This is a genomic window from Pseudomonas morbosilactucae (genome assembly GCF_023241665.1).
Taxonomy (GTDB): domain Bacteria; phylum Pseudomonadota; class Gammaproteobacteria; order Pseudomonadales; family Pseudomonadaceae; genus Aquipseudomonas; species Aquipseudomonas morbosilactucae.
Map to the genome: position 1 here is coordinate 41,474 of NZ_JALQCX010000009.1, position 24,152 is coordinate 65,625.

Below are 24,152 nucleotides of genomic sequence, written 5' to 3' on the forward strand. Positions count from 1 at the left end.
TGGCCTCTATAACAGCAACGCCATACGTCCTTATCAAAGCAAGCAGTTCATCAAAATCAGCGACAGAATAGATATCAACCTCTTCAGAACAACAAAAATTGTTGAATTCTTTGTTTCAGGTCTCGACATGACCAAGACCGAACTCCCTATACAGCAGAAATAGCACAAGACAGTGAAAAGATGCCCAAGATGAACCGTACCTAGAAAATTACCAACCACCTAAAAGCACGTTATGCAATTCTGATTATTGAATCCTTTGAAGAAAAATGTGTTGTAGCTGTACTGGGCGACATCGCCAAGTCACTTAACCATCGTTTTCCCTATGAAATTCGACGCAAGGCATCCAGACAAACGACGCCGCTGCCGAAGATAAAACCTTTGACCTGAAACTGGCACCGGACTTCTGTGAAGAAAAGGCGCGGGAAGAGAAAAGCAGATCATCCGCAAAACCGGAATCCTGGAGTACATAGACTCTCAACTGAACCTGGATGATGTTGGAGGCTTGGGTACGCTAAAAAAATGGCTGCATCTTAGTGGCCAGTGCTTCGGCCAAGCCGCCAAGGAGTTTGGTGTAGGCAGACCCAAAGGCCTGCTGCTTACCGGTGTTCCCGGCGGTGGTAAGTCCTTGACCGCGAAGTGTGTATCTTCCTCATGGAACATGCCGTTGCTACACCTTGATATGGGCAAGATATTTCAAGGTATCGTAGGTTCATCGGAGTCCAATATTCGCTCTGCACTTCAAACTGCCAAAGCTATTTCACCCTGCATCCTTTGGATCGACGAAATTGAAAAGGGTCTCTCTGGCTCCTCCAGCGGCTCTTTAGATGGAGGGACCGCCACCCGAATATTTCGCACTCTGCTGACCTGGATGCAAGAGAAAACCGCACCGATTTTCGTGTTTGCCACTGCCAACATAAACCACCTTCACTTCACCGCCCCCAGATTCGCCTCGCTCAAATCCAGCTCCGCCAACACCTCGCGTAGCACGTCGTCGCCAATCTGGTGATGCCGGCTCAACCGATAAAGCTCCAGCCGCTGGGCGCGCAGGGCTTTCAGGCGCAGCTTGCGCTCCAGCAGATCCATCTGCGAAGCCAGGGCCTGGGCCTCGGCGGAATCATTGAAGACCTCCAACTGATGGCGATATTCCGACATCAAGCGCGCCTTGAGTTCGGTCGCCAGCGCCGCCAGGGCGGCGTCCGGGGCTTGGGCGGGCTCATCCAATTCCTCGGCCTCCAGGGCATGAATCGCCGCTTCAGCCGTCTTGCGCCAGGCATCCCGCACTTCACCACGGCGCTTGTCGTCGGGGCTTTTCTCGATGCCTCGCAACAACAGGGGCAAGGCCACACAGGCCGCCACCAGGGACAGCAGGATCACCCCGGCAGCAATGAAGATCAGCAGGTCACGCTCGGGGAACACCTCCCCGGGGGCCAACAGCAAAGGCACCGACATCACGCCGGCCAGGGTCACCGCCCCGCGTACCCCGCCCACCGTCAGTAACCAGCAGGAACGCGCCGTGGGCACCAGGGTCAGCTCACCCTTGCCGCGCCAGCGTCGCAACAGCCCGGACAGGCGCCAGATGCTCTGCACCCAGACAAAGCGCAGCACCAACAACACCAGGAAGATCGCCACCACATCCAGGCAACGATAGAACAGCGTCGGCCACAACGAGGTTTCATGGCTGGCCACCGCCTTGATGATGTCCGGCAACTGCAAGCCCAGCAGGAGGAAGATCAGGCCGTTGAAAGCAAACTCCAGCAATGACCAGACGCTGCGATTGAGCAGCCGGGTGCTGGTCTGGCGCGGCAACAGGTCGAGCCAACTCTGCATCATGCCGGCCGCCACCGCCGAGAGGATGCCGGAGGCTCCCAGGCGCTCGGCCAGCACATAGGCGGCAAACGGCAACAGGAGCATGAACACCACATGGGTCGCCGGGTCGTCCCAGCCACGGGCGATCATCCAGGCCCGCAAGCGCCCCACCAGCCAGCTCAAGGCCACGCCAATGGCCAGGCCGCCCAGCGCCACCAGGACAAACGTCAGGCTGGCATTGGCCAGGGAAAACACCCCGGTCACGGCTGCAGCCAGGGCGAACTTGAAGGTCACCAGGCCGGACGCATCGTTCATCAACGCCTCGCCCTGAAGCATGTGCATCAAGGGCGTGGGCAATCGATTCTGAGATATCGCCGAGACCGCCACCGCGTCCGTCGGCGATAACACTGCCGCCAGGGCAAACGCCACCGGCAAGGGAATACTCGGCAACAGCCAGTGAATGAAGTAACCCGCGCCGACCACAGTAAACAGCACCAGCCCCACGGCCAGGGTCAAGATCGGCCCGCGCAGGCGCCAGAGTTCACGCTTGGGCATGCGCCAGCCATCGGAAAACAACAGCGGGGGCAGGAACAGAAACAGGAACAGCTCCGGGTCCAGGGCCACGTGCAACCCCAGGGTCGGCCAAGCCAGCAAGGCCCCGGCGGCAATCTGTACTAGTGGCAACGGCAGTGGAATCATCCGCCCCACCAGGCGCGAGACACTCACCAGCATCAGCAAGATGAGGACGGTATAAGCGGTTTGCATAAAGCGGAAGTCCCTGACCCAAACAGAAAAATCGTACCTATCTGAGGTAATAATCGCAGTCGAAGTGCCATATTAGCCCCTTAAGCTAGATGCTGGCCGCTGCACAAAGGTCGCAAGCGGCCAACGCCCTGCAACACAAAGCGACTAAAGCCCGGCTCTGGCGGAGCCCGAACCGGCGCGGGCATGGCATAATCCTCCACCTTTATTTTCCGACACTGCAAAGGGGGCAATTCCTTGACCGCTTCAAGCAAAACGTTGCACCTTTTCGGCATCAAAGCCTGCGACACCATGAAAAAGGCGCGCACCTGGCTCGATGAACACGCTATCAGCTACGACTTCCACGACTACAAAACCGCCGGCATTGACCGTGAACACCTGACGCAATGGTGCGACGAGCATGGCTGGCAAGTGGTGTTGAACCGCGCAGGCACGACCTTTCGCAAACTCGAAGACGAACGCAAAGCCGATCTCGACCAGACGAAAGCCATCGAACTGATGCTCGCCCAACCCTCGATGATCAAGCGCCCGGTGCTCGATCTCGGTGACCGAACCCTGATTGGCTTCAAGCCAGATATCTATGCGGCAGCGCTCAAGTAAACCTGCCCATTCATTTTTGTAAGAGGTAACTGCATGTCCACTACTCTGTTCAGCCTGGCCTTCGGCGTCGGCACCCAGAATCGTCAAGGCGCATGGCTGGAAGTGTTTTACGCAGCACCATTGCTCAACCCATCGGCCGAACTGGTCGCTGCCGTGGCCCCGGTGCTGGGCTACAGCGAAGGCAACCAGGCCATCACCTTCAACAACACCCAGGCCGCGCAACTGGCTGAAGCCCTGAAGAGCATCGACGCCACCCAGGCCGCGCTGCTGACCCGCCTGGCCGAAAGCCACAAGCCCCTGGTCGCGACCCTTCTGGCCGAAGACGCCCAACTGACCTCGACCCCAGAGGCTTACCTGAAGCTGCACCTGTTGTCCCATCGCCTGGTCAAGCCTCACGGCCTGAGCCTGGCCGGTGTGTTCCCGCTGCTGCCGAACGTGGCCTGGACCAGCCAGGGCGCCATCGACCTGAGCGAGCTGGCCGAGCGCCAACTGGAAGCCCGCCTGCGTGGCGAGCTGCTGGAAGTGTTCTCCGTGGACAAGTTCCCGAAAATGACCGACTACGTGGTGCCGAGCGGCGTGCGTATCGCTGACAGCGCACGGATCCGCCTGGGCGCCTACATCGGCGAAGGCACCACTGTGATGCACGAAGGTTTCGTCAACTTCAACGCCGGTACCGAAGGCCCGGGCATGATCGAAGGCCGTGTCTCGGCTGGCGTATTCGTCGGCAAGGGTTCGGACCTGGGCGGCGGTTGCTCGACCATGGGCACCCTGTCGGGCGGCGGCAACATCGTGATCAAGGTTGGCGAAGGCTGCCTGATCGGCGCCAACGCCGGTATCGGCATTCCCCTGGGCGACCGCAACACCGTGGAATCGGGCCTGTACGTGACCGCCGGGACCAAGGTGGCGCTGCTGGACGAGAACAACCAACTGGTCAAAGTGCTCAAGGCCCGCGAACTGGCCGGCCAGCCGGACCTGCTGTTCCGTCGCAATTCGGAGACCGGTGCCGTGGAATGCAAAACCCACAAATCGGCCATCGAACTGAACGAAGCGCTGCACGCTCACAACTAAGCAGCGACTCGATGCCATAGCAGCGACCGGGCGCGTATCATCAGCGCCCGGCCTGCTCAAACGAGTCTTGACCACCATGCTTGTGCCCTCCCCCTGGCGCGCCGACTTTCCGGCCATCGCCGCCCTGCAACGGCAAGACCAGACCTACCTGGACAACGCCGCCACCACGCAAAAACCCCAAGCCCTGCTGGATGCCCTGGCGCACTACTACGCCAATGGCGCCGCCAATGTGCATCGTGCCCAACACTTGCCCGGCGCCCACGCCACCCAGGCGTTCGAGGACAGCCGCAGCAAAGTCGCGCAATGGCTGAATGCCGGTGACTGCGGGCAGATCGTCTTTACCCACGGCGCGACCTCCGCGCTGAACCTCCTGGCCTACGGCCTGGAACACCAATTCGAAACGGGCGATGAAATTGTCATCAGCGCCCTGGAACACCACGCCAACCTGCTGCCCTGGCAGCAACTGGCGCAACGTCGCGGCCTCAAACTGCAGGTACTGCCCCTGGATGCCGACGGCCTGATCGACATCGAGGCCGCCACCGGGCTGATTGGCCCGCGCACCCGCCTATTGGCGGTGAGCCAGCTGTCCAATGTCCTCGGCGCCTGGCAACCCTTGACCCCATTGCTGGCCCTGGCCAAGGCCCGGGGCGCCCTGACCGTGGTCGACGGCGCCCAGGGCGTGGTGCACGGGCGCCACGATGTGCAGGCCCTGGGTTGCGACTTCTATGTGTTTTCCAGCCACAAACTCTATGGCCCCGACGGCGTGGGCGTGCTGTTCGGCCGCAACGAAGCGCTGAAGGCCCTGCACCACTGGCAATTCGGCGGCGAAATGGTCCAGGAAGCCGAGTACCAGCACGCCAGTTTCCGCCCGGCACCCCTGGGTTTCGAGGCTGGAACCCCGCCGATTGCCAGCGTGATCGGCCTGGGCGCGACCCTGGATTACCTGGACGGCCTGGACCAGGACGCCGTCAACGCCCACGAGGCGGCGCTGCATGACTATTTGCTCCACGGTTTGCAGGCCCGCAATGGCGTTCGCTTGCTGGGCCGGCCGCAACTGGCCCTGGCCAGCTTTGTCGTCGACGGCGTGCACAACGCTGACCTGGCGCACCTGCTGGCGGAGCAGGGAATCGCCGTGCGTGCCGGGCATCATTGTGCGATGCCATTGTTGAAAGGCTTTGGCTTGGCCGGGGCGATTCGCGTGTCCCTGGCCTTGTACAACGACTCCGAGGACCTGGAGCGCTTTTTCGAAGCCCTGGATCAAGCCCTGGAGCTGTTGCGATGAGCCTGCCCGTCGACGCCGCCAAGGCGCTGGACACCTTTGAGCAGGCAGCCGGCTGGGAACAGCGGGCGCGCTTGCTGATGCAATGGGGCGAGCGTCTGCCGCCTCTGAGTGAGGCCGACAAGGTCGAAGCCAATCGAGTGCATGGCTGTGAGAGCCAGGTCTGGCTGGTGGGCACGCTGGCAGAGGGGCAATGGCAGTTCGCGGCCGGCAGCGATGCACGATTGATTCGCGGCTTGGTGGCGCTGCTGTTGGCACGGGTCAACGGTTTGTCGGCAGAGCAGTTGCGCGAGGTGGACCTGGCGGACTGGTTCAATCAACTGGGCCTGTCGCGCCAGCTTTCGCCGTCCCGCAGCAACGGATTAAATGCCGTGCTCCAGCGCATGCGCGAACTGGCCCTGTAGGAGCCGGCTTGCCGGCGATCAGGCCTTTGAGCCTTGCGTCGTCCTTGCGGACTTAATCGCTGGCGAGCCAGCGCCTACAAAACACCGTTGGGCGCTCTACCGTAGGAGCCGGCTTGCCGGCGATCAGGCCTTTGAGTCTTGCATCGCTCTTGCGGGCCTAATCGCTGGCGAGCCAGCGCCTACAAAACACCGTTAGGCGTTCTACCGTGGGAGCCGGCTTGCCGGCGATCAGGCCTTTGAGTCTTGCATCGTTCTTGCGGGCGTCATCGCTGGCGAGCCAGCTCCTACAAAACATCGTAGGGCGTTCTACCGTAGGAGCCGGCTTGCCGGCGATCAGGCCTTTGAGGTGTGCATGGTTCTTGCGGGCGTAATCGCTGGCGAGCCAGCGCCTACAAAACACCGTTGGGCGTTCTACCGTAGGAGCCGGCTTGCCGGCGATCAGGCCTTTGAGTCTTGCATCGCTCTTGCGGGCGTAATCGCTGGCGAGCCAGCGCCTGCAAGGTTATGCGAACAATGTATTTAGGCGGCGGGTTTGCTGCGCTCGGCGGGGCGCCGCACGCCGGCGACGATTTTATCCACAGCCTTGGTGGCCGCCACCATGCCGAAGGTCGCCGTCACCATCATCACTGCGCCAAAACCGCGGCGCAGTCCAGCTTCACGCCGTCGCCGACAAAACTCTTCTGCAGGCAAATGCTGCCGTCCGGCTTCGGGTAGCGCAGTTGCTCGGTGGAAAACACACAAGGCACGCTGTAATGACGGGTCACGGTGCGTGAAAAACCGTAGTCGCGACGCAAAGTCGAGCGCACCTTGGAGGCCAGCGGGTCGTTGAAGGTGCGGTTCAAGTCGCAGACCTGGATCAGGGTCGGGTCGATCTGCCCGCCTGCACCGCCGGTGGTGATGATCTGGATCTTGCGGCGCTTGCACCAGGCGATCAGCGCCGCCTTGGCATTCACGCTGTCGATGCAGTCGATCACGCAATCGATGTTCGGCGTGATGTACTCGGCCATGGTCTCGCGGGTCACGAAATCCGCCACCGCGTGCACCCGACAATCCGGGTTGATGCCCCGCAGGCGTTCGGCCATGACCTCGACCTTGGCCCGGCCCACGGTGCTGTCCAAGGCATGCAATTGGCGGTTGCTGTTGCTCACACACACGTCGTCCAGGTCGAACAGCGAGATCTCGCCGACACCGCAACGGGCGATGGCTTCCGCCGCCCAGGAACCGACGCCGCCGACCCCGACGATCGCCACATGGGCCGCGCGCAGCCGCTCCAGGCCCTCAATGCCATACAAACGGGCGACACCAGCAAACCGCGGATCTTCTGTACTCATGACCATTACCCCAAAAACCGGCGCGCATTATAGGGCTTCGCAACGACAAGTTTTAAGCGACAAGCTACAAGTTAAGAACTTAAGTTCAAATGCAGTGCCCAAGGTCTGGTTTTCCTCTGCGCTGTACGCTCAGTTGAGGGCCGGTGTAGGATGCCCGCCGTTTGGCGCCTGCCAACCCTCCCCTCGTTCCACACCTTTTGGAACCCGAAATAGCTATGTCATCGCGTAAATTTGGACTCAATCTGGTGATAGTGCTGGCCATTGCCGCACTGTTCACCGGTTTCTGGGCGCTGATCAATCGCCCGGTTTCGGCCCCGAACTGGCCTGAACAGATCTCCGGTTTTTCCTACTCGCCTTTCCAGCAAGGCCAGTTCCCGCAGAAAAACCAGTACCCGTCGGACGATGAGATGCGTCGCGACCTGGAGATCATGAGCAAGCTGACGGATAACATCCGCACCTACTCGGTCGACGGCAGCCTGGAGAATATCCCCAAGCTCGCCGAAGAGTTCGGCTTGCGAGTGACCCTGGGCATCTGGATCAGCCCGGACCTGGAGCGCAACGAGCGGGAAATCACCCGCGCCATCGAGATCGCCAACAGCTCCCGCAGTGTCGTGCGGGTGGTGGTGGGTAACGAAGCGATCTTCCGCAAGGAAATCACCGCCGACCAACTGTCGGTGCTGCTCGACCGGGTTCGCGCGGCGGTGAAAGTGCCGGTGACCACTTCAGAACAGTGGCACGTCTGGGAAGAACACCCAGAATTGGCCAAGCACGTGGACCTGATCGCCGCGCACGTCCTGCCGTACTGGGAGTTCATCCCAGTGGACAAGGCCGGGCAATTCGTCCTCGACCGCGCCCGCGACCTGAAAAAACTCTTCCCGAAAAAGCCCCTGCTGCTCTCCGAAGTGGGCTGGCCGAGCAACGGTCGTATGCGCGGTGGCGCTGACGCCAGCCCGGCAGACCAGGCGATCTACTTGCGTACCCTGGTCAACAAGCTCAACCGCCAGGGTTACAACTACTTCGTCATCGAAGCCTTCGACCAGCCGTGGAAGGCCAGCGACGAAGGTTCCGTGGGCGCCTACTGGGGCGTGTACAACGCTGCGCGCCAGCAGAAATTCAACTTTGAAGGCCCGGTGGTGGCGATTCCGCAATGGCGGGTCCTGGCCATCGGCTCGGTGGTCCTGGCATTGCTGTCCCTGACCCTGCTGATGATCGACGGCTCAGCCCTGCGCCAGCGTGGCCGCACCTTCCTGACCTTTATCGCCTTCCTGTGCGGGTCGGTGCTGGTGTGGATCGGCTACGACTACAGCCAGCAATACAGCACCTGGTTCAGCCTGACGGTGGGCTTCCTGCTGGCCCTCGGCGCTCTCGGGGTGTTTATCGTCCTGCTGACCGAAGCCCACGAACTGGCGGAGGCGGTCTGGACCCACAAACGCCGGCGTGAATTCCTGCCGGTGGAAGGTGAATCCGATTACCGGCCGAAAGTCTCGATCCATGTGCCCTGCTACAACGAGCCGCCGGAGATGGTCAAACAGACCCTCAACGCCCTGGCCAACCTCGACTATCCGGACTTCGAAGTCCTGATCATCGACAACAACACCAAGGACCCGGCGGTGTGGGAACCGGTGCAGGCCTATTGCGAAACCCTCGGCCCGCGCTTCAAGTTCTTCCACGTCGCGCCCCTCGCCGGCTTCAAGGGCGGGGCGCTGAACTACCTGATCCCGCACACCGCCAAAGACGCCGAAGTGATTGCGGTGATCGACTCCGACTATTGCGTCGAGCCGAACTGGCTCAAGCACATGGTGCCGCACTTCGCCGACCCGAAAATCGCCGTGGTGCAGTCGCCACAGGACTATCGCGACCAGAACGAAAGCACCTTCAAGAAGCTCTGCTACGCGGAATACAAAGGCTTCTTCCACATCGGCATGGTCACCCGTAACGACCGTGACGCGATCATCCAGCACGGCACCATGACCATGACCCGGCGTTCGGTGCTCGAAGAGCTGGGCTGGGCCGACTGGTGCATCTGTGAAGACGCCGAACTGGGCCTGCGGGTGTTCGAGAAAGGCCTGTCGGCGGCGTACTACCACACCAGCTACGGCAAGGGCCTGATGCCCGATACCTTTATCGACTTCAAGAAACAGCGCTTCCGCTGGGCCTACGGGGCGATTCAGATCATCAAGCGTCACACCGCCAGCCTGCTGCGCGGCAAGGACACCGAGCTGACCCGTGGCCAGCGCTATCACTTCCTCGCGGGCTGGCTGCCGTGGGTGGCCGATGGCATGAACATCTTCTTCACCGTCGGCGCCCTGCTGTGGTCGGCGGCGATGATCATCGTGCCGCAACGGGTCGATCCGCCGCTGCTGATCTTCGCAATCCCGCCGTTGGCGCTGTTCGTGTTCAAGGTCGGCAAGATCATCTTCCTCTACCGTCGCGCGGTGGGGGTGAACCTGACCGATGCGTTCTGTGCGGCCCTGGCCGGCCTGGCGTTGTCCCACACCATTGCCAAGGCGGTGTTGTACGGGTTCTTCACCAGCAGCATTCCGTTCTTCCGGACGCCGAAGAATGCCGATAACCACGGCTTCTGGGTGGCGATTTCGGAAGCCCGGGAAGAGTTGTTCATCATGCTGCTGTTGTGGGGCGCGGCCTTGGGGATCTTCCTGGTCCAGGGCCTGCCGAGCAACGACATGCGCTTCTGGGTGACCATGCTCCTGGTGCAGTCGCTGCCCTATCTGGCAGCACTGATCATGGCGTTCCTGTCCTCGCTGCCCAAACCGGCAGCAGAAACAGAAGAGGCACCGGCCGTCTAAATCGCTTGCACCTACTAAACGCGGCCTCTGGCCGCCGTTTTGCTTTAAGATATCCGCCATTTTGCGCGCCCTGCCCAACCCTGTAGGAGCTGGCTTGCCAGCGATGTTTTCATACGCACCGCGTTCTCGTTCCGCGCCGGCCAGCCGGCTCCTACACAATGCCTTGCACCGGAGTTCCCCATGACGGCCCACGCCGACCTTTCGCCGACCCTGCAACTTGCCTGTGATCTGATCCGCCGCCCGTCGGTGACGCCGGTCGACGCCGATTGCCAGAAGCTGATGATGCAGCGCCTGGGCGATGCCGGCTTCAAGCTGGAGCCGATGCGCATCGAGGATGTGGATAACTTCTGGGCCACCCACGGCCGCCACGAAGGCCCGGTGCTGTGCTTCGCCGGCCACACCGATGTGGTCCCTACCGGCCCGGTGCAGGCCTGGCAGAACGACCCGTTCGACGCGCTGATCGACGAACACGGCATGCTCTGCGGCCGTGGCGCGGCCGACATGAAAGGCAGCCTGGCCGCCATGCTGGTGGCCGCTGAGCGTTTTGTCGGCGACTACCCGGACCACAAGGGCTCGGTGGCCTTCCTGATCACCAGCGACGAAGAAGGCCCGGCCCACCACGGCACCAAAGCCGTGGTCGAACGCCTGGCCGCCCGCAAAGAGCGCCTGGACTGGTGCATCGTCGGCGAGCCTTCGAGCACCAGCCTGGTGGGCGACGTGGTGAAGAACGGCCGTCGCGGCTCTCTCGGTGCCAAGCTCACGGTACGCGGCGTACAAGGCCACGTGGCCTACCCGCACCTGGCGAAGAACCCGATCCACCTGGCTGCCGTGGCCTTGGCTGAGCTGGCCGCTGAGCATTGGGACGACGGTAACGCCTTCTTCCCGCCCACCAGCTTCCAGATCTCCAACCTCAACTCCGGCACCGGCGCCACCAACGTGATCCCTGGCGAGCTGGTGGCCCTGTTCAACTTCCGCTTCTCCACCGAATCCACCGTGGAAGGCCTGCAACAGCGCGTGGCGGCGATTCTCGACAAGCATGGCCTGGACTGGCACGTGGAATGGGCACTGTCCGGCCTGCCGTTCCTCACTGAACCCGGCGCCCTGCTGGACGCGGTGTCGGCGAGCATCAAGGCCATCACCGGCCGCGAAACCAAAGCGTCCACCAGTGGCGGCACTTCCGACGGGCGCTTTATCGCCACCCTGGGCACCCAGGTGGTCGAGCTGGGCCCGGTCAACGCCACCATTCACCAAGTCAACGAGCGGGTCTTGGCCAGCGACCTCGACGTGCTGACCGAAATCTACTACCAGACCCTGATCAAGTTGCTCGCCTGATGCTCGCCTGCCCCATTTGCAGTGCGCCGCTGAGCGCAGTAGACAACGGCGTGGCCTGCCCGGTCGGGCACCGTTTCGATCGCGCGCGCCAGGGTTACCTGAACCTGTTGCCGGTGCAGCACAAGAACAGCCGCGACCCGGGTGATAACCAGGCCATGGTCGAAGCTCGTCGCGACTTTCTCAACGCCGGGCACTACGCCCCGGTGGCCCGGCGCCTGGCCGAACTGGCCGCTGAGCGGGCGCCGCAACGCTGGGTCGACATCGGCTGTGGCGAGGGTTACTACACCGCGCAGCTCGCCGACGCCCTGCCCGGTGCCGACGGTTACGCCCTGGACATCTCCCGGGAAGCGATCAAGCGCGCCTGCCGCCGCAACCCCGAACTGACCTGGTTGATCGCCAGCATGGCCCGGGTCCCCCTGGCCGATGCCAGCTGCCAGTTCCTGGCCAGCGTGTTCAGCCCACTGGACTGGCAGGAGGCCAAACGCCTGCTCAGCCCCGGCGGCGGCCTGATGAAAGTCGGCCCCACCCGCGGCCACCTGATGGAACTGCGCGAGCGCCTGTACGATGAGGTGCGCGAATACACCGACGACAAGCACCTGGCCCTGGTACCCAATGGGATGGCACTGCAACACAGCGAGACCCTGGAGTTCACACTGAGCCTGGCGAGTGCGCAGGACCGCGCCAACCTGCTGGCGATGACGCCCCACGGCTGGCGCGCCAGTGCCGAACGCCGGGCCCAGGTCATCGAACAGGCCGAGCCGTTCGAGGTCACTGTGTCCATGCGCTACGATTATTTCGTCTTGCAATAACCCTTTAACCCACGGCCTTGAGCAACGGCTCGAGGCCGAATAAATCCGCGAATGGATTTTTCAGACCGGCAGTGAGGACATCCATGCGCCAGCCCGATATCGAGATTTACCTGAAAGACGCCGACGTCGACTACAAGGCCATCGCCGCCTGGCTCGGCAGCGCTTTGGGCCCCTGCACCGACTGGGTCCAGAAAGGCCAGACCTTCAAGTGCAAGGCCGGAACCGTACCCGTGACCTGGCTGCCCAAAGCCGTTGGCAAGTGGAACAGCCTGTACCTGGAAAGCGACCAGACCCCGTGGGACGACGACATCGCCTGCGCCCGCGCCGCCTTCGCCGCGCTGAACGTCGAAGTGCGCTGTGCACCCGGTACCTGGGTCGAGGAAGAAGGCGAAGAAACCGCCGACCGCTGGATTCGCATCAGTGTTGACGGTGAAGAAGAAATTACCTGGAAGACGGCTTAAAAGCAGCGGCAAGCTACAAGCGGCAAGTCTCAAGCTGAACCGCTTGTAGCTTGTAGCTTGTAGCTCGCACCTACAGACCTACAGACCTACAACATCCTCAGCCTGCAAGCCCTTCTCACCCGTCACCACCGCATATTCCACTTGCTGGCCTTCAGCCAGGGAGCGATGGCCTTCGCCACGAATCGCCCGGTAGTGCACAAAGACATCCGCCCCGCCTTCACGTTGAATGAAGCCGTAACCCTTGGCGTCGTTGAACCACTTCACATTGCCGGTCTCGCGAGTAGACATGAATCCACACCTCATTTTTTTATTATTGGATTGGTGCACTGCAACCAAACCTTGAGAACTTTCCCTCGACCTGCCTCTCTATGAGTGGAAGCCATACGGCCGCGGGAGAGTCGGCCGAGTATATGACAGGCGTAAAAACTCTCAACTCAATCTTGTTTCGGCGCTTTTTTGCCGATTTTCGGTGAATCCGGCACACTACCGGCCCCGAGCGCCTGCTCGGTTTTTATTCACTCATGCAGAAGCCGTATGACCCGCTCCCCGATCCGCCGTCTTGTGTTTGGCACCTTGCGCCGACTGCTGTATCTCTGGGTTCGCTCCGAGACCATCAACCAGTCGTCCTTCACCCTCGACCTCGACCGCAGCCGACCGGTGTTCTACGTCCTGCAAAACCCCTCGCTGACCGACCTCGCGGTGGTCGACGCCGAGTGCACCAGGGCCGGTTTGCCGCGCCCGGTGCTGCCGGTGGCGGTGGGTGGCCTGCTGGAACCGGCAGCGTTCTTCTACCTGACCCCGGAACCGGACTGGCTTGGCCGCCAGGACAAGCGCGGCGCACCGCCGACCCTGACCCGCCTGGTCAGTGCCCTGACGCAAAACGCCGCCGAAGACGCGCAGATCATTCCGGTCAGCGTGTTTTGGGGCCAGTCGCCGGACAGCGAGTCCAGCCCCTGGAAACTCCTGTTCGCCGACAGTTGGGCCGTCACCGGACGCCTGCGCCGGCTGCTGAGCATCATGATCCTGGGGCGAAAGACCCGGGTGCAGTTCTCGGCGCCGATCAACCTGCGTGAACTGATCGAACACAATAAGGGCCACGAGCGCACCGTGCGCATGGCCCAGCGCATCCTGCGGGTGCACTTTCGCAACCTCAAGGCGGCAGTGATCGGCCCGGATATTTCCCACCGGCGCAACCTGGTCAAGGGCCTGCTCAACCAACCCCTGGTCAAGCAAGCGATTCTCGAAGAGGCGGAGCGCGAAAAGATCGCCCCGGAAAAAGCCAAGGCCCAGGCCCTGCGCTACGGCAACGAGATCGCCTCGGACTACACCTACACGGCAATCCGCTTCCTGGAAGTGGTGCTCAGCTGGTTCTGGAACAAGATCTACGACGGGATCAAGGTCAACAACATCGAAGGCGTGCAAAAGGTCGCCCAGGGTCACGAAGTGATCTACGTGCCCTGCCACCGCAGCCACATCGACTACCTGCTGCTCTCTTACCTACTGTTCCGCAACGGCCTGACCCCACCGCACATTGCCGCCGGGATCAACCTCAACATGCCGGTGATCGGCAGCCTGCTGCGGCGCGGCGGCGCGTTCTTCATGCGCCGCACTTTCAAGGGCAACCCGCTCTACACCTCGGTGTTCAACGAGTACCTGCACACCCTGTTCACCAAGGGTTTCCCGGTGGAGTACTTCGTCGAGGGCGGCCGTTCGCGCACCGGGCGCATGCTGCAACCCAAGACCGGCATGCTGGCCATCACCCTGCGCAGCTTCCTGCGGTCCTCGCGCATGCCCATCGTCTTCGTGCCGGTGTACATCGGCTACGAGCGGGTGCTGGAAGGTCGCACCTACCTGGGCGAGCTGCGTGGCGCGAGCAAGAAGAAAGAATCGATCTTCGACATCTTCAAGGTCATTGGCGCCCTCAAGCAGCGCTTCGGCCAGGTGGCGGTGAACTTCGGCGAGCCGATCAAGCTGGCGGAGTTCCTCGACCAGGAGCAGCCGGACTGGCGCAGTCAGGAACTGGGCCCGCAATTCCGCCCGGCCTGGCTCAACGAAACCACCAACCGCCTCGGCGAGCGGGTGGCTCAGCACCTTAACGAAGCGGCTGCGATCAACCCAGTGAACCTGGTGGCCCTGGCGCTGCTGTCCACCAGCCGCCTGGCCCTGGACGACCGTGCCATGGCTCGGGTGCTGGACCTGTACCTGGCGCTGCTGCGCCGGGTGCCCTACTCGCCCCACACCACGCTGCCGGAAGGCGATGGGCAGGCGCTGATCGAGCATGTGAAGGACATGAAGCTGTTGTCCGAGCAGAACGACGCCCTGGGCAAGATCCTCTATCTGGATGAGCAGAATGCCGTCCTGATGACCTATTACCGCAACAACGTGCTGCACATTTTCGCCCTGCCAGCGCTGCTGGCGAGCTTCTTCCAGAGTTCGTCGCGCATGAGCCGCGAACAGATCCTGCGCTACACCCGCGCGCTCTACCCCTACCTGCAGTCGGAGCTGTTCATCCGCTGGTCCCTGGAAGAACTGGACAGCGTGGTTGACCAGTGGCTGGAGGCCTTTGTCGAACAGGGGCTGCTGCGTTTCGAGAAAGACGCGTACCTGCGACCCGCCCCAAGTTCGCGGCACTTTGTGTTGCTGACCCTGCTGTCCAAGAGCATCGCCCAGACCCTGCAACGCTTCTACATGGCCATTTCCCTGTTGCTCAACAGCGGCCAGAACAGCATCAGCGCCGAAGAGCTGGAAGACCTGTGCACGGTCATGGCCCAGCGCCTGTCGATTCTCCATGGCCTGAACGCCCCGGAGTTCTTCGACAAAAGCCTGTTCCGGCACTTTATCCAGACCTTGCTCGACCTCGACGTGCTGCGCCGCGACGCCGCCGGCAAGCTCAGCTACCACGAACTGCTGGGGGACCTGGCCGAAGGCGCGGCCAAACGCGTGCTGCCGGCGGAGATTCGCCTGTCGATCCGCCAGGTCGCCCTGCACCGCAGCGAAGATGCCGCCGATCAGGTCGCGGCGCCTGAGCAAAGCGACTAGATTCTTATGGGCGCCTGGCAACTTCAGGCGCCGCCGATACGGAGATCCTCCATGAAGAAACTCATCCTGCTGGCCGTCACCACCCTGCTCGGGGCCTGTCAGACCATGCACCCGGCCGCCAAGCTCGACGGTGAAGTCTTCTACCTGCAACGTATTGCCTTGCCGCCAGACGCCACCCTGAGCGTCAGCCTGCAGGACGTGTCCCTGGCCGATGCCCCCGCGGTCATCCTGGCCGAGCAGAAAGGCCCGGTAAAAGGCCAGGTTCCGCTGCCCTTCCACCTCAACTACGACCCGGCCCAGGTCAAGCCCGGCCATCGCTATTCGGTCAGCGCGCGGATCGAAGTGGACGGCCAACTGATGTTTATCACCACCGAAAACCACGCGGTGCAACTCGACGGCAGCGACCTGCAGCCGTTGAAAATCCGCGTCGACGCAGTCCGTTAATCTCCCCCCTTTTTTGCACAAGGAAGCCGTCATGCTCCGTTCCTCCCTGCGTTTCACCAGCCTGTGCGCCGGTTTGCTGATTTCCGCCAGCGCCCTGGCCTTGTCCCTCAGTGACCTGTCCCAGGGCGACGCCTCCGGCGGTCTCAAGGACGCCCTGACCCAAGGCGCGCAAATCGCCGTCAAGCAACTGGGCACCCCGGGCGGCTTCAGCGGCAACCCGGACGTGCGCATCGAGCTGCCGGGCAACCTGGGCAAAGTGGCGAAAAAAATGAAGCAGTTCGGCATGGGCGACCAGGTCGATCAACTGGAAGCCAGCATGAACAAGGCCGCCGAAGCGGCCGTGCCACAAGCCCAGGCGCTGCTGGTGGATGCAGTGAAGAAAATGACTGTGTCTGACGCCAAAGGCATTCTCAGCGGTGGCAAGGACTCCGCCACCCAGTACCTGGACAAGAGCAGCCGCGAGCAGATCCGCGCCAAGTTCCTGCCGATCGTCAAGCAAGCCACCGACCAGGTCGGTCTGGCCAAGCAGTACAACTCCTTTGCCGGCCAGGCCGCGACCCTGGGCGTACTGGACGCCAAGAGCGCCAACATCGAAAACTACGTCACCGAGCAGGCGCTCAATGGCCTGTTTGAGATGATCGGCAAGCAGGAAGAAACCATCCGCAAAAACCCGGCAGCCGCGGCCACCAGCCTGGCCAAGAAAGTCTTCGGCACCCTGTAAACCCGCCCCTCCTCACACACCCCGTAGCTGGCTTGCCAGCGATAGCGTCCTCAAGGGCAACACCTGTCTTGAAGACCTCTCGCCGGCAAGCCGGCTCCTACCGATGGGGTTATGTCTTTTTCACGCGGAACCAGGCGGCGTAGAGGGCCGGCAGGAACAGCAGGGTCAGGGCCGTCGCCACAATCAGCCCGCCCATGATCGCCACTGCCATCGGGCCGAAGAACACACTGCGTGACAGTGGGATCATCGCCAAGACCGCCGCCAGGGCCGTCAGCACGATGGGCCGGAAGCGCCGCACCGTGGCTTCGATGATCGCGTCCCACGGGCGCATGCCCGCCGCAATGTCCTGTTCGATCTGATCCACCAGGATCACCGAGTTGCGCATGATCATCCCCGACAGGGCAATGGTCCCCAGCATCGCTACAAACCCGAAGGGCTGGCGGAACACCAAGAGGAACAGGGTCACGCCGATCAAGCCCAGGGGCGCTGTGAGGAACACCATCAGGGTGCGCGAGAAACTGCGCAGCTGCAGCATCAGCAAGCTCAACACCACCACGATAAACAGCGGCACGCCGGCCTTGACCGAGTTTTGCCCGCGGCTGGAATCCTCGACGGTGCCGCCCACGTCCAGCAAGTAACCGTCCGGCAACTCGGCACGCACCGACTCCAGGGACGGCAAAATCTGCTGCACCAGGGTCGCTGGTTGTTCCTTGCCGTAGATATCGGCCCGCACCGTCACGTTGGGCAAGCGGTTACGGTGCCAGATCACGCCCTCTTCGAAGCCGTACTCAAGCGTCGCGATCTGCGCCAGCGACACGCTGCGGCCATTGTCGGTGGGCACCGCCAGACTGGGCAGCGACGACAATGCCGTGCGCTCCTGGGGCGTGCCACGCAGGAGAATTTCGATCAACTCGTTACCTTCGCGATACTGGCTGACACTGGAGCCGGTGAGCGAGCTTTGGAGGAATTTCGACAAGTTGGCGGTGCTCACGCCCAAGGCCCGAGCGCGGTCCTGATCGATGTTGAGATAAATCACCTTGCTCGGTTCTTCCCAGTCCAGGTGCACGTTAACCACGTAGGGGTTCTCCCGCACCTTGGCCGCCACCTTGCGAGCCAGGGCGCGAACCTCATCGATGTGCTCGCCGGTCACCCGGAACTGCACCGGGTAGCCCACCGGCGGACCGTTCTCCAGCCGCGTGACCCGTGAACGCAGGGCCGGGAACTGCTCGTTGAGGGTTTCAATCAGCCAGGTACGCAGGCTTTCCCGCTCTTCGATGCTGTTCGCCAGGACCACGAACTGGGCGAAGCTGGTGGCCGGCAGTTGCTGGTCCAGTGGCAGGTAGAAACGCGGCGAGCCCGTACCCACATACGCCACATAGTTATCAATGCCGGCATGGCCCTTGAGCAAGGCTTCCAGGCGCTTGACCTCATCGGCGGTGTTGCTCAGGGACGCGCCTTCAGCCAGCTTCAGGTCGACCATCAGCTCCAGGCGCCCGGAGGCCGGGAAGAATTGCTGAGGCACAAAGCGAAACAGCACCACCGAGCCCACGAACAACACCACGGTCAGGGTAATCACCGTCTTGCGCCGTTCCACGCACCACCCCACCACGCGCCGCACCCGCTGGTAGAACGGGGTGCCGTGAGGGTCGTTCTGGCCATCGCCCGTGCCGTGCTTGGCGGCATGCCGCTTCGCCAGGTCCGGCAGCAGCTTGTCCCCCAGGTACGGAACGAAGACCACCGCGGCGATCCAGGACGCCACCAGGGCGATGGTCACCACCTGGAAGATCGAACGGGTGTACTCGCCGGTGCCAGACTGCGCCGTGGCAATCGGCAGGAACCCCGCCGCAGTAATCAAGGTGCCGGTGAGCATAGGGAAGGCGGTGCTGGTCCAGGCAAAGCTAGCGGCCTTGAAGCGGTCGAAGCCTTGCTCCATTTTGATCGCCATCATTTCCACCGCAATGATCGCGTCGTCCACCAGCAAGCCCAGGGCCAGGACCAGGGCGCCCAGGGAAATCTTGTGCAGGCCGATGCCAAAGTAATACATGGCGGCGAAGGTCATGGCCAAGACCAAGGGAATGGCCAGCGCCACCACCATGCCGGTGCGCATACCCAGGGAGAAAAAGCTCACTAGCAGCACAATGATCAAGGCTTCGGCCAAGACTTTGACGAACTCGCCAACCCCGGTTTTCACCGCTGCCGGCTGATCGGAAACCTTGTGCAACTGCATGCCTGCCGGCAGGTTGTTCTGGATCCGCGCAAACTCGCTTTCCAGGGCCTTGCCCAGCACCAGGATGTCGCCGCCCTCCTTCATCGCCACCGCGAGGCCGATAGCGTCTTGCCCCATAAAGCGCATGCGCGGCGCCGGTGGGTCATTGAAGCCGCGACGCACATCGGCCACATCATCGATGCGCAGGGTGCGATCACCAATGCGGATCGGGAAGGCGCGGATTTGCTCCACCGTCTGGAAGTTGCCGGAGACGCGCAATTGCAGACGCTCGCTGGCGGTTTCAAAGAAACCGGCAGTGGACACCGCATTCTGCTGCTCCAGCGCCTGTTGCACCGCTGCCATGGGCAAACCGAGGGTGGCCAGTTTGAGGTTCGACAGTTCGATCCAAATCTTCTCGTCCTGCTGCCCCTCCAGCTCGACCTTGCCCACATCCTTGACCCGCTGCAGCTGCAGTTGCACCCGGTCGGCGTAATCCTTGAGCACCGCGTAATCGAAGCCCTCCCCCGTCAGTGCGTAGATATTGCCGAAGGTGGTGCCGAACTCGTCATTGAAAAACGGCCCTTGAACACCGGGCGGCAGGGTCTGGCGGATGTCGCTGATCTTCTTGCGCACCTGGTACCAGAGGTCGGGGATTTCATTGGAGTGCATGGAGTCCCGGGCGACGAAGGTCACCATCGACTCGCCGGGCCGGGAGAACGAGACGATGCGGTCGTACTCACCGGTTTCCATCAGCTTCTTTTCAATGCGCTCAGTGACCTGGCGCGACACTTCCTCGGCCGTTGCTCCGGGCCAGTTGGTGCGGATGATCATGGCCTTGAAAGTGAAGGGCGGGTCTTCGCTCTGCCCCAGCTTGGTGTAGGAAAGCGCCCCGACGATGGCCAGCAACAGCATCATGAACAGGACGATCTGGCGATTGCGCAACGCCCAGGCGGAAAGGTTGAAATCCATCGGGGATTACTCCTTGGCCGCCAGGTTGACCACACGGTTGTCGCGGTCCACCGGACGCACGGACTGCCCCTCATGCAGCACATGCACGCCGGCCGCCACCACCCAATCGCTGGCACTCAGGCCCTCGAGCACCGGAACGCTTTTCTCGCCAAAGGCACCGACCCGCACAGGGGTCTTGCGCAGGGTGTTGTGGGCATCCACGCGCCAGACATAGGTAGCGCCGTTCTCGGCGGTCACCGCCGCCAAGGGCACGGTCAAGGCCACCGCCTCGGCACTCTGGATAAACACCCGGGCACTCTGCCCGAGTTCGGCCGGCTGCTTGCCGGCGTTGAAAGCGATCCGTGCAGCGAAGGTCCGGGATTTCGGATCCGCCGCCGGAGACAGCTCACGAATATGCCCGGCAAAACGCTTGCCGGGTTGGGTCCAGAGTTCGATGGCCACCGGCTGCCCGACCTTGATCCGGCCGAAACTCTGTTCCGGGAAGCTGATGGAGACTTCACGCTCGCCGTCCGCCGCGAGGGTGAAGACGGTTTGCCCCGCCGCCACCACTTGCCCCACTTCCACCGCGCGCTTGGCCACGACACCGTCCTGGGGCGCCCGCAGCACGGAATAGCCCGCCTGATTGCTGGCGACGTCAAACTCGGCCTTGATCTGCTGCAAACGGGCGCGCCCGCGCGATAGAGGTTCTCGGCATTGTCGTATTGCGAATGGCTGACCATCTGCCGATCCAGCAGGGTCTTGTAGCGGTCTCGTTCGGCACGCACCAGGTTGAGGTTGGCCTCGGCGGCCGAGACCTGGGCCCGGGTGGCTTGCAGTTGCAGGCGCACATCCTGGGGATCGAGTTCGGCCAGAGGTTGATTGGCCTTGACCCGATCACCCTCTTCTACCAGTCGTCGACTGACTTTGCCGCCGATGCGAAAGCCCAGCTCCGGCTCGTAGCGTGCCCGCACCTCGCCCGGATAACTGTCCGCAGCCTGCGACGAAGGCTCTGGCTGGACCACCATGGCCGGACGCACAACGCTTTGAGTCGGCTCCTCATGCCCACAAGCAGACAGAAAAAAAGCCAGGCTGACTGGCAAAGCGAGGGGCAAGGCATAGCGGAACATGGCGAGAGACCTTTCGCTAATGGAGCTTGGAATAATTATACTGGCCAGTATGTTATTAATAGCAAACTCACCAGTCCAGTATTAAAAGCGAAAAATGTCCGACAATAATTCTGCAAATGTTGGCCCAGGTCGCCCAAGGATCTGGCCAAGCGCCAGGCCATCCTCGAGGCCGCCAAAGACCTGTTCCTGAGCAAGGGTTACGCCAATACCAGCATGGATGCTGTCGCCACCGCCGCCGGGGTTTCCAAACTCACGGTGTACAGCCATTTCACCGACAAAGAGACCCTGTTCTCCGCCGCCGTGGTCGCCAAGTGCGAGGAGCAACTGCCGACCTTGATCTTCGAACTGCCGGAGGGCATGTCCGTCGAAAAGGTTCTATTGAACGTTGCCCGGGGCTTTCACCTGCTGATCAACAGTGACGAGTCGGTGAACCTGCATCGCCTGATCATGACCCTGGGCAGCCAGGACCCTAAGCTTTCGCAGATATTTCTCGAAGCCGGCCCCGAGCGCGTGCTCACCGGCATGGAACGCCTGCTGGGCAAGGTCAACCAGACCGGCACCCTGAGCATCGACAAACCGCGCAACGCCGCCGAGCACTTCTTCTGCATGCTCAAGGGCGGGGCGAATTTTCGTTTGCTGTATGGCTGCGGCGAGGCCTTGCGCGGCGAGGCTGCGGAGGCCCATGTGCAGGAAGTGGTGAGGTTGTTTATGCGGGCCTACCGCCCCTAGGGGCAGCCAAGCGCTGCCCGCGCAAACGTGTTGCTGCAACGGTTTGGCCCGCGCTCAGGGCCTGCCGTTCAGGCCTTGAGAGCCTTCTTCGGATAGATGTCGTAGCGACTGGACTTGCCCTCCAGACCATGGCTCGGCTTCGGCCCTTCAATGCACGGCGCCTTGCGCGGACGCTTGACCACCACCCTGTGACTGGCCAGGGCCAGGGCCGCCGCCAGCAAAGCCGGTGCATCCAGGTCATCGCCCACCAGCGGCCGGAACAGGCGCATTTCCTTCTTCACCAGGGCGGTTTTCTCACGATGGGGAAACATCGGGTCCAGGTAGATGACTTGGGGCGGCTCGCCTTCCCAGTTGCGCATCACCTCGATGGAGTTGCCTTTGAGCAGGTGCATGCGGGCGACGATGGGCGCGACATCGAAGTCCGTCGCAGCCCGTGCCAGGCCATCCTCCAGCAAGGCGCCGATCAGCGGCTGGCGTTCGATCAGGCTCATCTCGCAACCCAGGCTCGCCAGTACGAACGCATCCTTGCCCAAGCCGGCCGTGGCATCCAGCACCCGCGGGCGCACGCCCTGGGCCACGCCCACCGCCTTGGCGATCATCTGCCCGCTGCCGCCGCCGTACAGCCGCCGGTGAGCCGCGCCACCCTCGACAAAATCCACCCGCACCGGCCCCGGCGCGTCCGGCCCCAACTGCTGCAACTGCAAGCCTTGTTCACCCAACTGCAAGGCGAACTCGGCGTCATCAATCTGCAACGGCAGGCTTAAACGCTCGGCCCACTGCTCGGCCGGGCCCTGGAATTCATCGCTCAAGGCCTGGACTTTGATGCGGCAGGCCGCAGGTTGCTCACTCATCAGAAAACACACTCAAAAAATTAATGATCGGCAAAAACGGCCGATAACAAAACTATCGGGCATTTTGCCAGAGCTGAGCGTCGACCGAGAGCAATGTCAGACATTCGATCCACCTCCATAGGTTATATCTCGCCCCACGGCGACTATGGCCTGCGCAACTCCCAGGCACTGAGCGGCGTCAGCCACCTGTGGCAGGACTTCTTTGCCCAGGCCCTGGCCGAGCAACGGGGTGAGGGTGCGGGGGTTGAGCCGACAGCATTGGTGGCCGTGGACGGCCCGGTCGAACCCAGTGGCGGCAGCGACCTGCTGGCGCAAATCGTGACCCAGCGCCATTGCGACGTAAAAGACACCGAGATTCGTCCGCCAGAGCCGCTGTTCCTGCCGATCGCCGAATTCGAGACCGAACTGCTGGACAAGCCGTTCCCGCCCTTCCCCGAAGACGAAATCCTCGCTCAGCAGGCCCAACAGAACTTCGAGAGCGGCTGGGTTCGCCCGATCGTGCTCAACGCCGGTCAGCCGCTGCCAGAGCCGGGCCCGGCGCCACATCCGCGCCCGCTGCACCTGCCGATCGCCGAGTTCGAACTGGACCTGTTGGACAAACCGGCCACGCCGTTCCCGCCTGAAGAACTCATCGAGCAGCAGAAGCAATTCGACTTCGACATCCGCTGGGCCCGCCCGCTAGTCCTGCAAAACCTGCGCATCGCCGCCTAAGCCTCAACAACGCCTCAGCGACACACCCACCAAGGGCCCACGTCCAGGTGAAAGTGATTCCGATGGGCTGCGTTGTAATCCGGGCTCAACACCACATTGAACGCCTCGCAGGCTCCGTCCCGGGCCAAACGCAGAAACCGCCCCTGTTCACTGTCCTTGGGCCAATCCCTGAGCACGCTGATGCTGCGCCCATCCGCCAGGCGAAACCCGGCGATGTCCAAGGCGTTGGCACTGGCATGCTGACTGCGCGCCCCGCCCTCGCGGTTGTACATGTTGCGACAGGCAAAACTCCCCAAGTGATCGACTCGCGTCACCGCTTGGCCAAACACCTGCTGCGCCGCAGGTTGCAGGCCATGGCGCTCGAACAGGGCAAAGGCCACCGCCAGCGGGCAACTGGCAAGAAAGCTGCTGCTCAAGCCGACCTGGCCACCCTGCACCCGCAGGGTATTGCTCAAGGGGCAAGCAACATCCGGGCGGCTGTCTTGCTGGCGGGTGGTTCGCAAGCCTGACTGGCTCAGCACCTGATCGCACAACACCGGGTCGTTCCGCAGTCGCGCCAGTTTGAAACGGGTCAGCAGATTGGGCTCGGCCCGCACATCCAGGGGCGCCCAAGGGTTCCATGCCGCCGGCAACGGCAACCAGCCACGCCAAACGGCCAGCAGCGACAAGCCGAGCACGCCGGCAAACAGCATCAGCACTTTCAAGAAACGCACACAG

18 protein-coding genes and 3 pseudogenes are annotated in these 24,152 nt (G+C 62.3%); 14 read left to right on the forward strand and 7 right to left on the reverse strand.

Annotated features, from left to right (window positions below; genetic code table 11):
* Positions 1-625: 625 nt before the first annotated feature.
* Positions 626-1,006 (forward strand): AAA family ATPase, encoded by a 381-nt coding sequence (locus M1B35_RS05225; RefSeq protein ID WP_268261444.1) that lies wholly within the window; start codon positions 626-628, stop codon positions 1,004-1,006.
* Here M1B35_RS05225 and M1B35_RS05230 read toward each other — a convergent pair.
* Positions 925-2,571, reverse strand: coding sequence for a Na+/H+ antiporter (locus tag M1B35_RS05230; protein WP_268261403.1), 1,647 nt, complete (start codon positions 2,569-2,571; stop codon positions 925-927). The two genes, M1B35_RS05225 and M1B35_RS05230, sit on opposite strands and share 82 nt — an antisense overlap.
* 288 nt (positions 2,572-2,859) lie before the next feature.
* On the opposite strand from M1B35_RS05230, the gene M1B35_RS05235 reads away from it, so the two are divergent.
* The 4 genes from M1B35_RS05235 (at position 2,860) to M1B35_RS05250 (ending at position 5,919) form a co-directional block, all read left to right on the forward strand.
* A complete protein-coding gene (locus M1B35_RS05235; RefSeq protein WP_425273392.1) occupies positions 2,860-3,168 on the forward strand; it encodes an arsenate reductase in 309 nt (102 codons plus the stop codon).
* 33 nt (positions 3,169-3,201) lie between these two features.
* Positions 3,202-4,236, forward strand: a complete 1,035-nt coding sequence (gene dapD / locus M1B35_RS05240) for a 2,3,4,5-tetrahydropyridine-2,6-dicarboxylate N-succinyltransferase (protein ID WP_123336714.1) — start codon at positions 3,202-3,204, stop codon at positions 4,234-4,236.
* A 76-nt stretch (positions 4,237-4,312) separates the two neighbouring features.
* A complete protein-coding gene (locus M1B35_RS05245) occupies positions 4,313-5,518 on the forward strand; it encodes an aminotransferase class V-fold PLP-dependent enzyme (RefSeq protein WP_268261404.1) in 1,206 nt (401 codons plus the stop codon).
* Entirely contained in the window at positions 5,515-5,919 is a 405-nt protein-coding gene (locus M1B35_RS05250; RefSeq protein ID WP_268261405.1) for a SufE family protein, read from the forward strand. Before M1B35_RS05245 ends, M1B35_RS05250 begins: the two co-directional genes overlap by 4 nt.
* Before the next feature lie 519 nt (positions 5,920-6,438).
* Here the strand turns inward: M1B35_RS05250 and tcdA are convergent.
* Positions 6,439-7,250 (reverse strand): annotated as a pseudogene (gene tcdA / locus M1B35_RS05255) (tRNA cyclic N6-threonylcarbamoyladenosine(37) synthase TcdA).
* A gap of 215 nt (positions 7,251-7,465) precedes the next feature.
* On the opposite strand from tcdA, the gene M1B35_RS05260 reads away from it, so the two are divergent.
* The 4 genes from M1B35_RS05260 to M1B35_RS05275 all read left to right on the forward strand — a co-directional run bounded on the left by M1B35_RS05260 (position 7,466) and on the right by M1B35_RS05275 (position 12,659).
* Positions 7,466-10,057 carry a glycosyltransferase gene (locus M1B35_RS05260; RefSeq protein WP_123336722.1) on the forward strand — a complete coding sequence of 864 codons (2,592 nt, stop codon included), beginning with the start codon at positions 7,466-7,468 and terminating at the stop codon, positions 10,055-10,057.
* A 180-nt stretch (positions 10,058-10,237) separates the two neighbouring features.
* Positions 10,238-11,389: a succinyl-diaminopimelate desuccinylase gene (dapE, locus tag M1B35_RS05265; RefSeq protein ID WP_123336724.1), complete on the forward strand. Its 1,152-nt coding sequence runs from the start codon at positions 10,238-10,240 to the stop codon at positions 11,387-11,389.
* On the forward strand, positions 11,389-12,198 hold the full coding sequence (locus M1B35_RS05270; protein WP_268261406.1) for a putative RNA methyltransferase: 810 nt from the start codon (positions 11,389-11,391) through the stop codon (positions 12,196-12,198). Before dapE ends, M1B35_RS05270 begins: the two co-directional genes overlap by 1 nt.
* Positions 12,199-12,281: 83 nt before the next feature.
* Positions 12,282-12,659, forward strand: a complete 378-nt coding sequence (locus M1B35_RS05275) for a hypothetical protein (protein ID WP_123336728.1) — start codon at positions 12,282-12,284, stop codon at positions 12,657-12,659.
* 78 nt (positions 12,660-12,737) lie between these two features.
* Here the strand turns inward: M1B35_RS05275 and M1B35_RS05280 are convergent, their stop codons facing one another.
* Entirely contained in the window at positions 12,738-12,947 is a 210-nt protein-coding gene (locus tag M1B35_RS05280) for a cold-shock protein (protein WP_123336730.1), read from the reverse strand.
* A 246-nt stretch (positions 12,948-13,193) separates the two neighbouring features.
* Here M1B35_RS05280 and plsB point away from each other — a divergent pair, with 246 nt between their 5' ends.
* The 3 genes from plsB to M1B35_RS05295 are packed head-to-tail and all read left to right on the forward strand — an operon-like array spanning position 13,194 to position 16,863.
* Positions 13,194-15,698, forward strand: coding sequence for a glycerol-3-phosphate 1-O-acyltransferase PlsB (gene plsB, locus M1B35_RS05285; protein WP_268261407.1), 2,505 nt, complete (start codon positions 13,194-13,196; stop codon positions 15,696-15,698).
* A 51-nt stretch (positions 15,699-15,749) separates the two neighbouring features.
* Entirely contained in the window at positions 15,750-16,142 is a 393-nt protein-coding gene (locus M1B35_RS05290; RefSeq protein WP_123336734.1) for a YbaY family lipoprotein, read from the forward strand.
* Positions 16,143-16,173: 31 nt separating this feature from the next.
* Positions 16,174-16,863, forward strand: a complete 690-nt coding sequence (locus tag M1B35_RS05295) for a DUF4197 domain-containing protein (RefSeq protein WP_123336736.1) — start codon at positions 16,174-16,176, stop codon at positions 16,861-16,863.
* Between the two features lie 109 nt (positions 16,864-16,972).
* Here the strand turns inward: M1B35_RS05295 and M1B35_RS05300 are convergent, their stop codons facing one another.
* Entirely contained in the window at positions 16,973-20,038 is a 3,066-nt protein-coding gene (locus M1B35_RS05300; protein ID WP_268261408.1) for an efflux RND transporter permease subunit, read from the reverse strand.
* Positions 20,039-20,044: 6 nt separating this feature from the next.
* Positions 20,045-21,144: pseudogene (locus M1B35_RS05305) on the reverse strand (efflux RND transporter periplasmic adaptor subunit).
* A 94-nt stretch (positions 21,145-21,238) separates the two neighbouring features.
* On the opposite strand from M1B35_RS05305, the pseudogene M1B35_RS05310 reads away from it, so the two are divergent.
* A pseudogene (locus M1B35_RS05310) lies at positions 21,239-21,873 on the forward strand (TetR/AcrR family transcriptional regulator).
* 68 nt (positions 21,874-21,941) lie between these two features.
* On the opposite strand, the gene M1B35_RS05315 reads toward M1B35_RS05310, so the two are convergent.
* A complete protein-coding gene (locus M1B35_RS05315) occupies positions 21,942-22,724 on the reverse strand; it encodes a class I SAM-dependent methyltransferase (RefSeq protein ID WP_123336743.1) in 783 nt (260 codons plus the stop codon).
* Between the two features lie 93 nt (positions 22,725-22,817).
* Here M1B35_RS05315 and M1B35_RS05320 point away from each other — a divergent pair, with 93 nt between their 5' ends.
* Positions 22,818-23,435, forward strand: coding sequence for an energy transducer TonB (locus M1B35_RS05320; RefSeq protein ID WP_123336744.1), 618 nt, complete (start codon positions 22,818-22,820; stop codon positions 23,433-23,435).
* A gap of 14 nt (positions 23,436-23,449) precedes the next feature.
* Here M1B35_RS05320 and M1B35_RS05325 read toward each other — a convergent pair whose 3' ends face one another.
* Positions 23,450-24,148 (reverse strand): extensin-like domain-containing protein, encoded by a 699-nt coding sequence (locus M1B35_RS05325; protein ID WP_268261409.1) that lies wholly within the window; start codon positions 24,146-24,148, stop codon positions 23,450-23,452.
* Positions 24,149-24,152: the final 4 nt, after the last annotated feature.

Coding starts and splice junctions, on each gene's coding strand:
- M1B35_RS05320 (WP_123336744.1), top strand. CDS start 22,818: ATGTCAGACATTCGATCCACCTCCATAGGTTATATCTCGCCCCACGGC.
- plsB (WP_268261407.1), top strand. CDS start 13,194: ATGACCCGCTCCCCGATCCGCCGTCTTGTGTTTGGCACCTTGCGCCGA.
- M1B35_RS05295 (WP_123336736.1), top strand. CDS start 16,174: ATGCTCCGTTCCTCCCTGCGTTTCACCAGCCTGTGCGCCGGTTTGCTG.
- M1B35_RS05290 (WP_123336734.1), top strand. CDS start 15,750: ATGAAGAAACTCATCCTGCTGGCCGTCACCACCCTGCTCGGGGCCTGT.
- dapD (WP_123336714.1), top strand. CDS start 3,202: ATGTCCACTACTCTGTTCAGCCTGGCCTTCGGCGTCGGCACCCAGAAT.
- M1B35_RS05230 (WP_268261403.1), bottom strand. CDS start 2,571: ATGCAAACCGCTTATACCGTCCTCATCTTGCTGATGCTGGTGAGTGTC.
- M1B35_RS05250 (WP_268261405.1), top strand. CDS start 5,515: ATGAGCCTGCCCGTCGACGCCGCCAAGGCGCTGGACACCTTTGAGCAG.
- M1B35_RS05300 (WP_268261408.1), bottom strand. CDS start 20,038: ATGGATTTCAACCTTTCCGCCTGGGCGTTGCGCAATCGCCAGATCGTC.
- dapE (WP_123336724.1), top strand. CDS start 10,238: ATGACGGCCCACGCCGACCTTTCGCCGACCCTGCAACTTGCCTGTGAT.
- M1B35_RS05235 (WP_425273392.1), top strand. CDS start 2,860: ATGAAAAAGGCGCGCACCTGGCTCGATGAACACGCTATCAGCTACGAC.
- M1B35_RS05245 (WP_268261404.1), top strand. CDS start 4,313: ATGCTTGTGCCCTCCCCCTGGCGCGCCGACTTTCCGGCCATCGCCGCC.
- M1B35_RS05315 (WP_123336743.1), bottom strand. CDS start 22,724: ATGAGTGAGCAACCTGCGGCCTGCCGCATCAAAGTCCAGGCCTTGAGC.
- M1B35_RS05275 (WP_123336728.1), top strand. CDS start 12,282: ATGCGCCAGCCCGATATCGAGATTTACCTGAAAGACGCCGACGTCGAC.
- M1B35_RS05280 (WP_123336730.1), bottom strand. CDS start 12,947: ATGTCTACTCGCGAGACCGGCAATGTGAAGTGGTTCAACGACGCCAAG.
- M1B35_RS05260 (WP_123336722.1), top strand. CDS start 7,466: ATGTCATCGCGTAAATTTGGACTCAATCTGGTGATAGTGCTGGCCATT.
- M1B35_RS05270 (WP_268261406.1), top strand. CDS start 11,389: ATGCTCGCCTGCCCCATTTGCAGTGCGCCGCTGAGCGCAGTAGACAAC.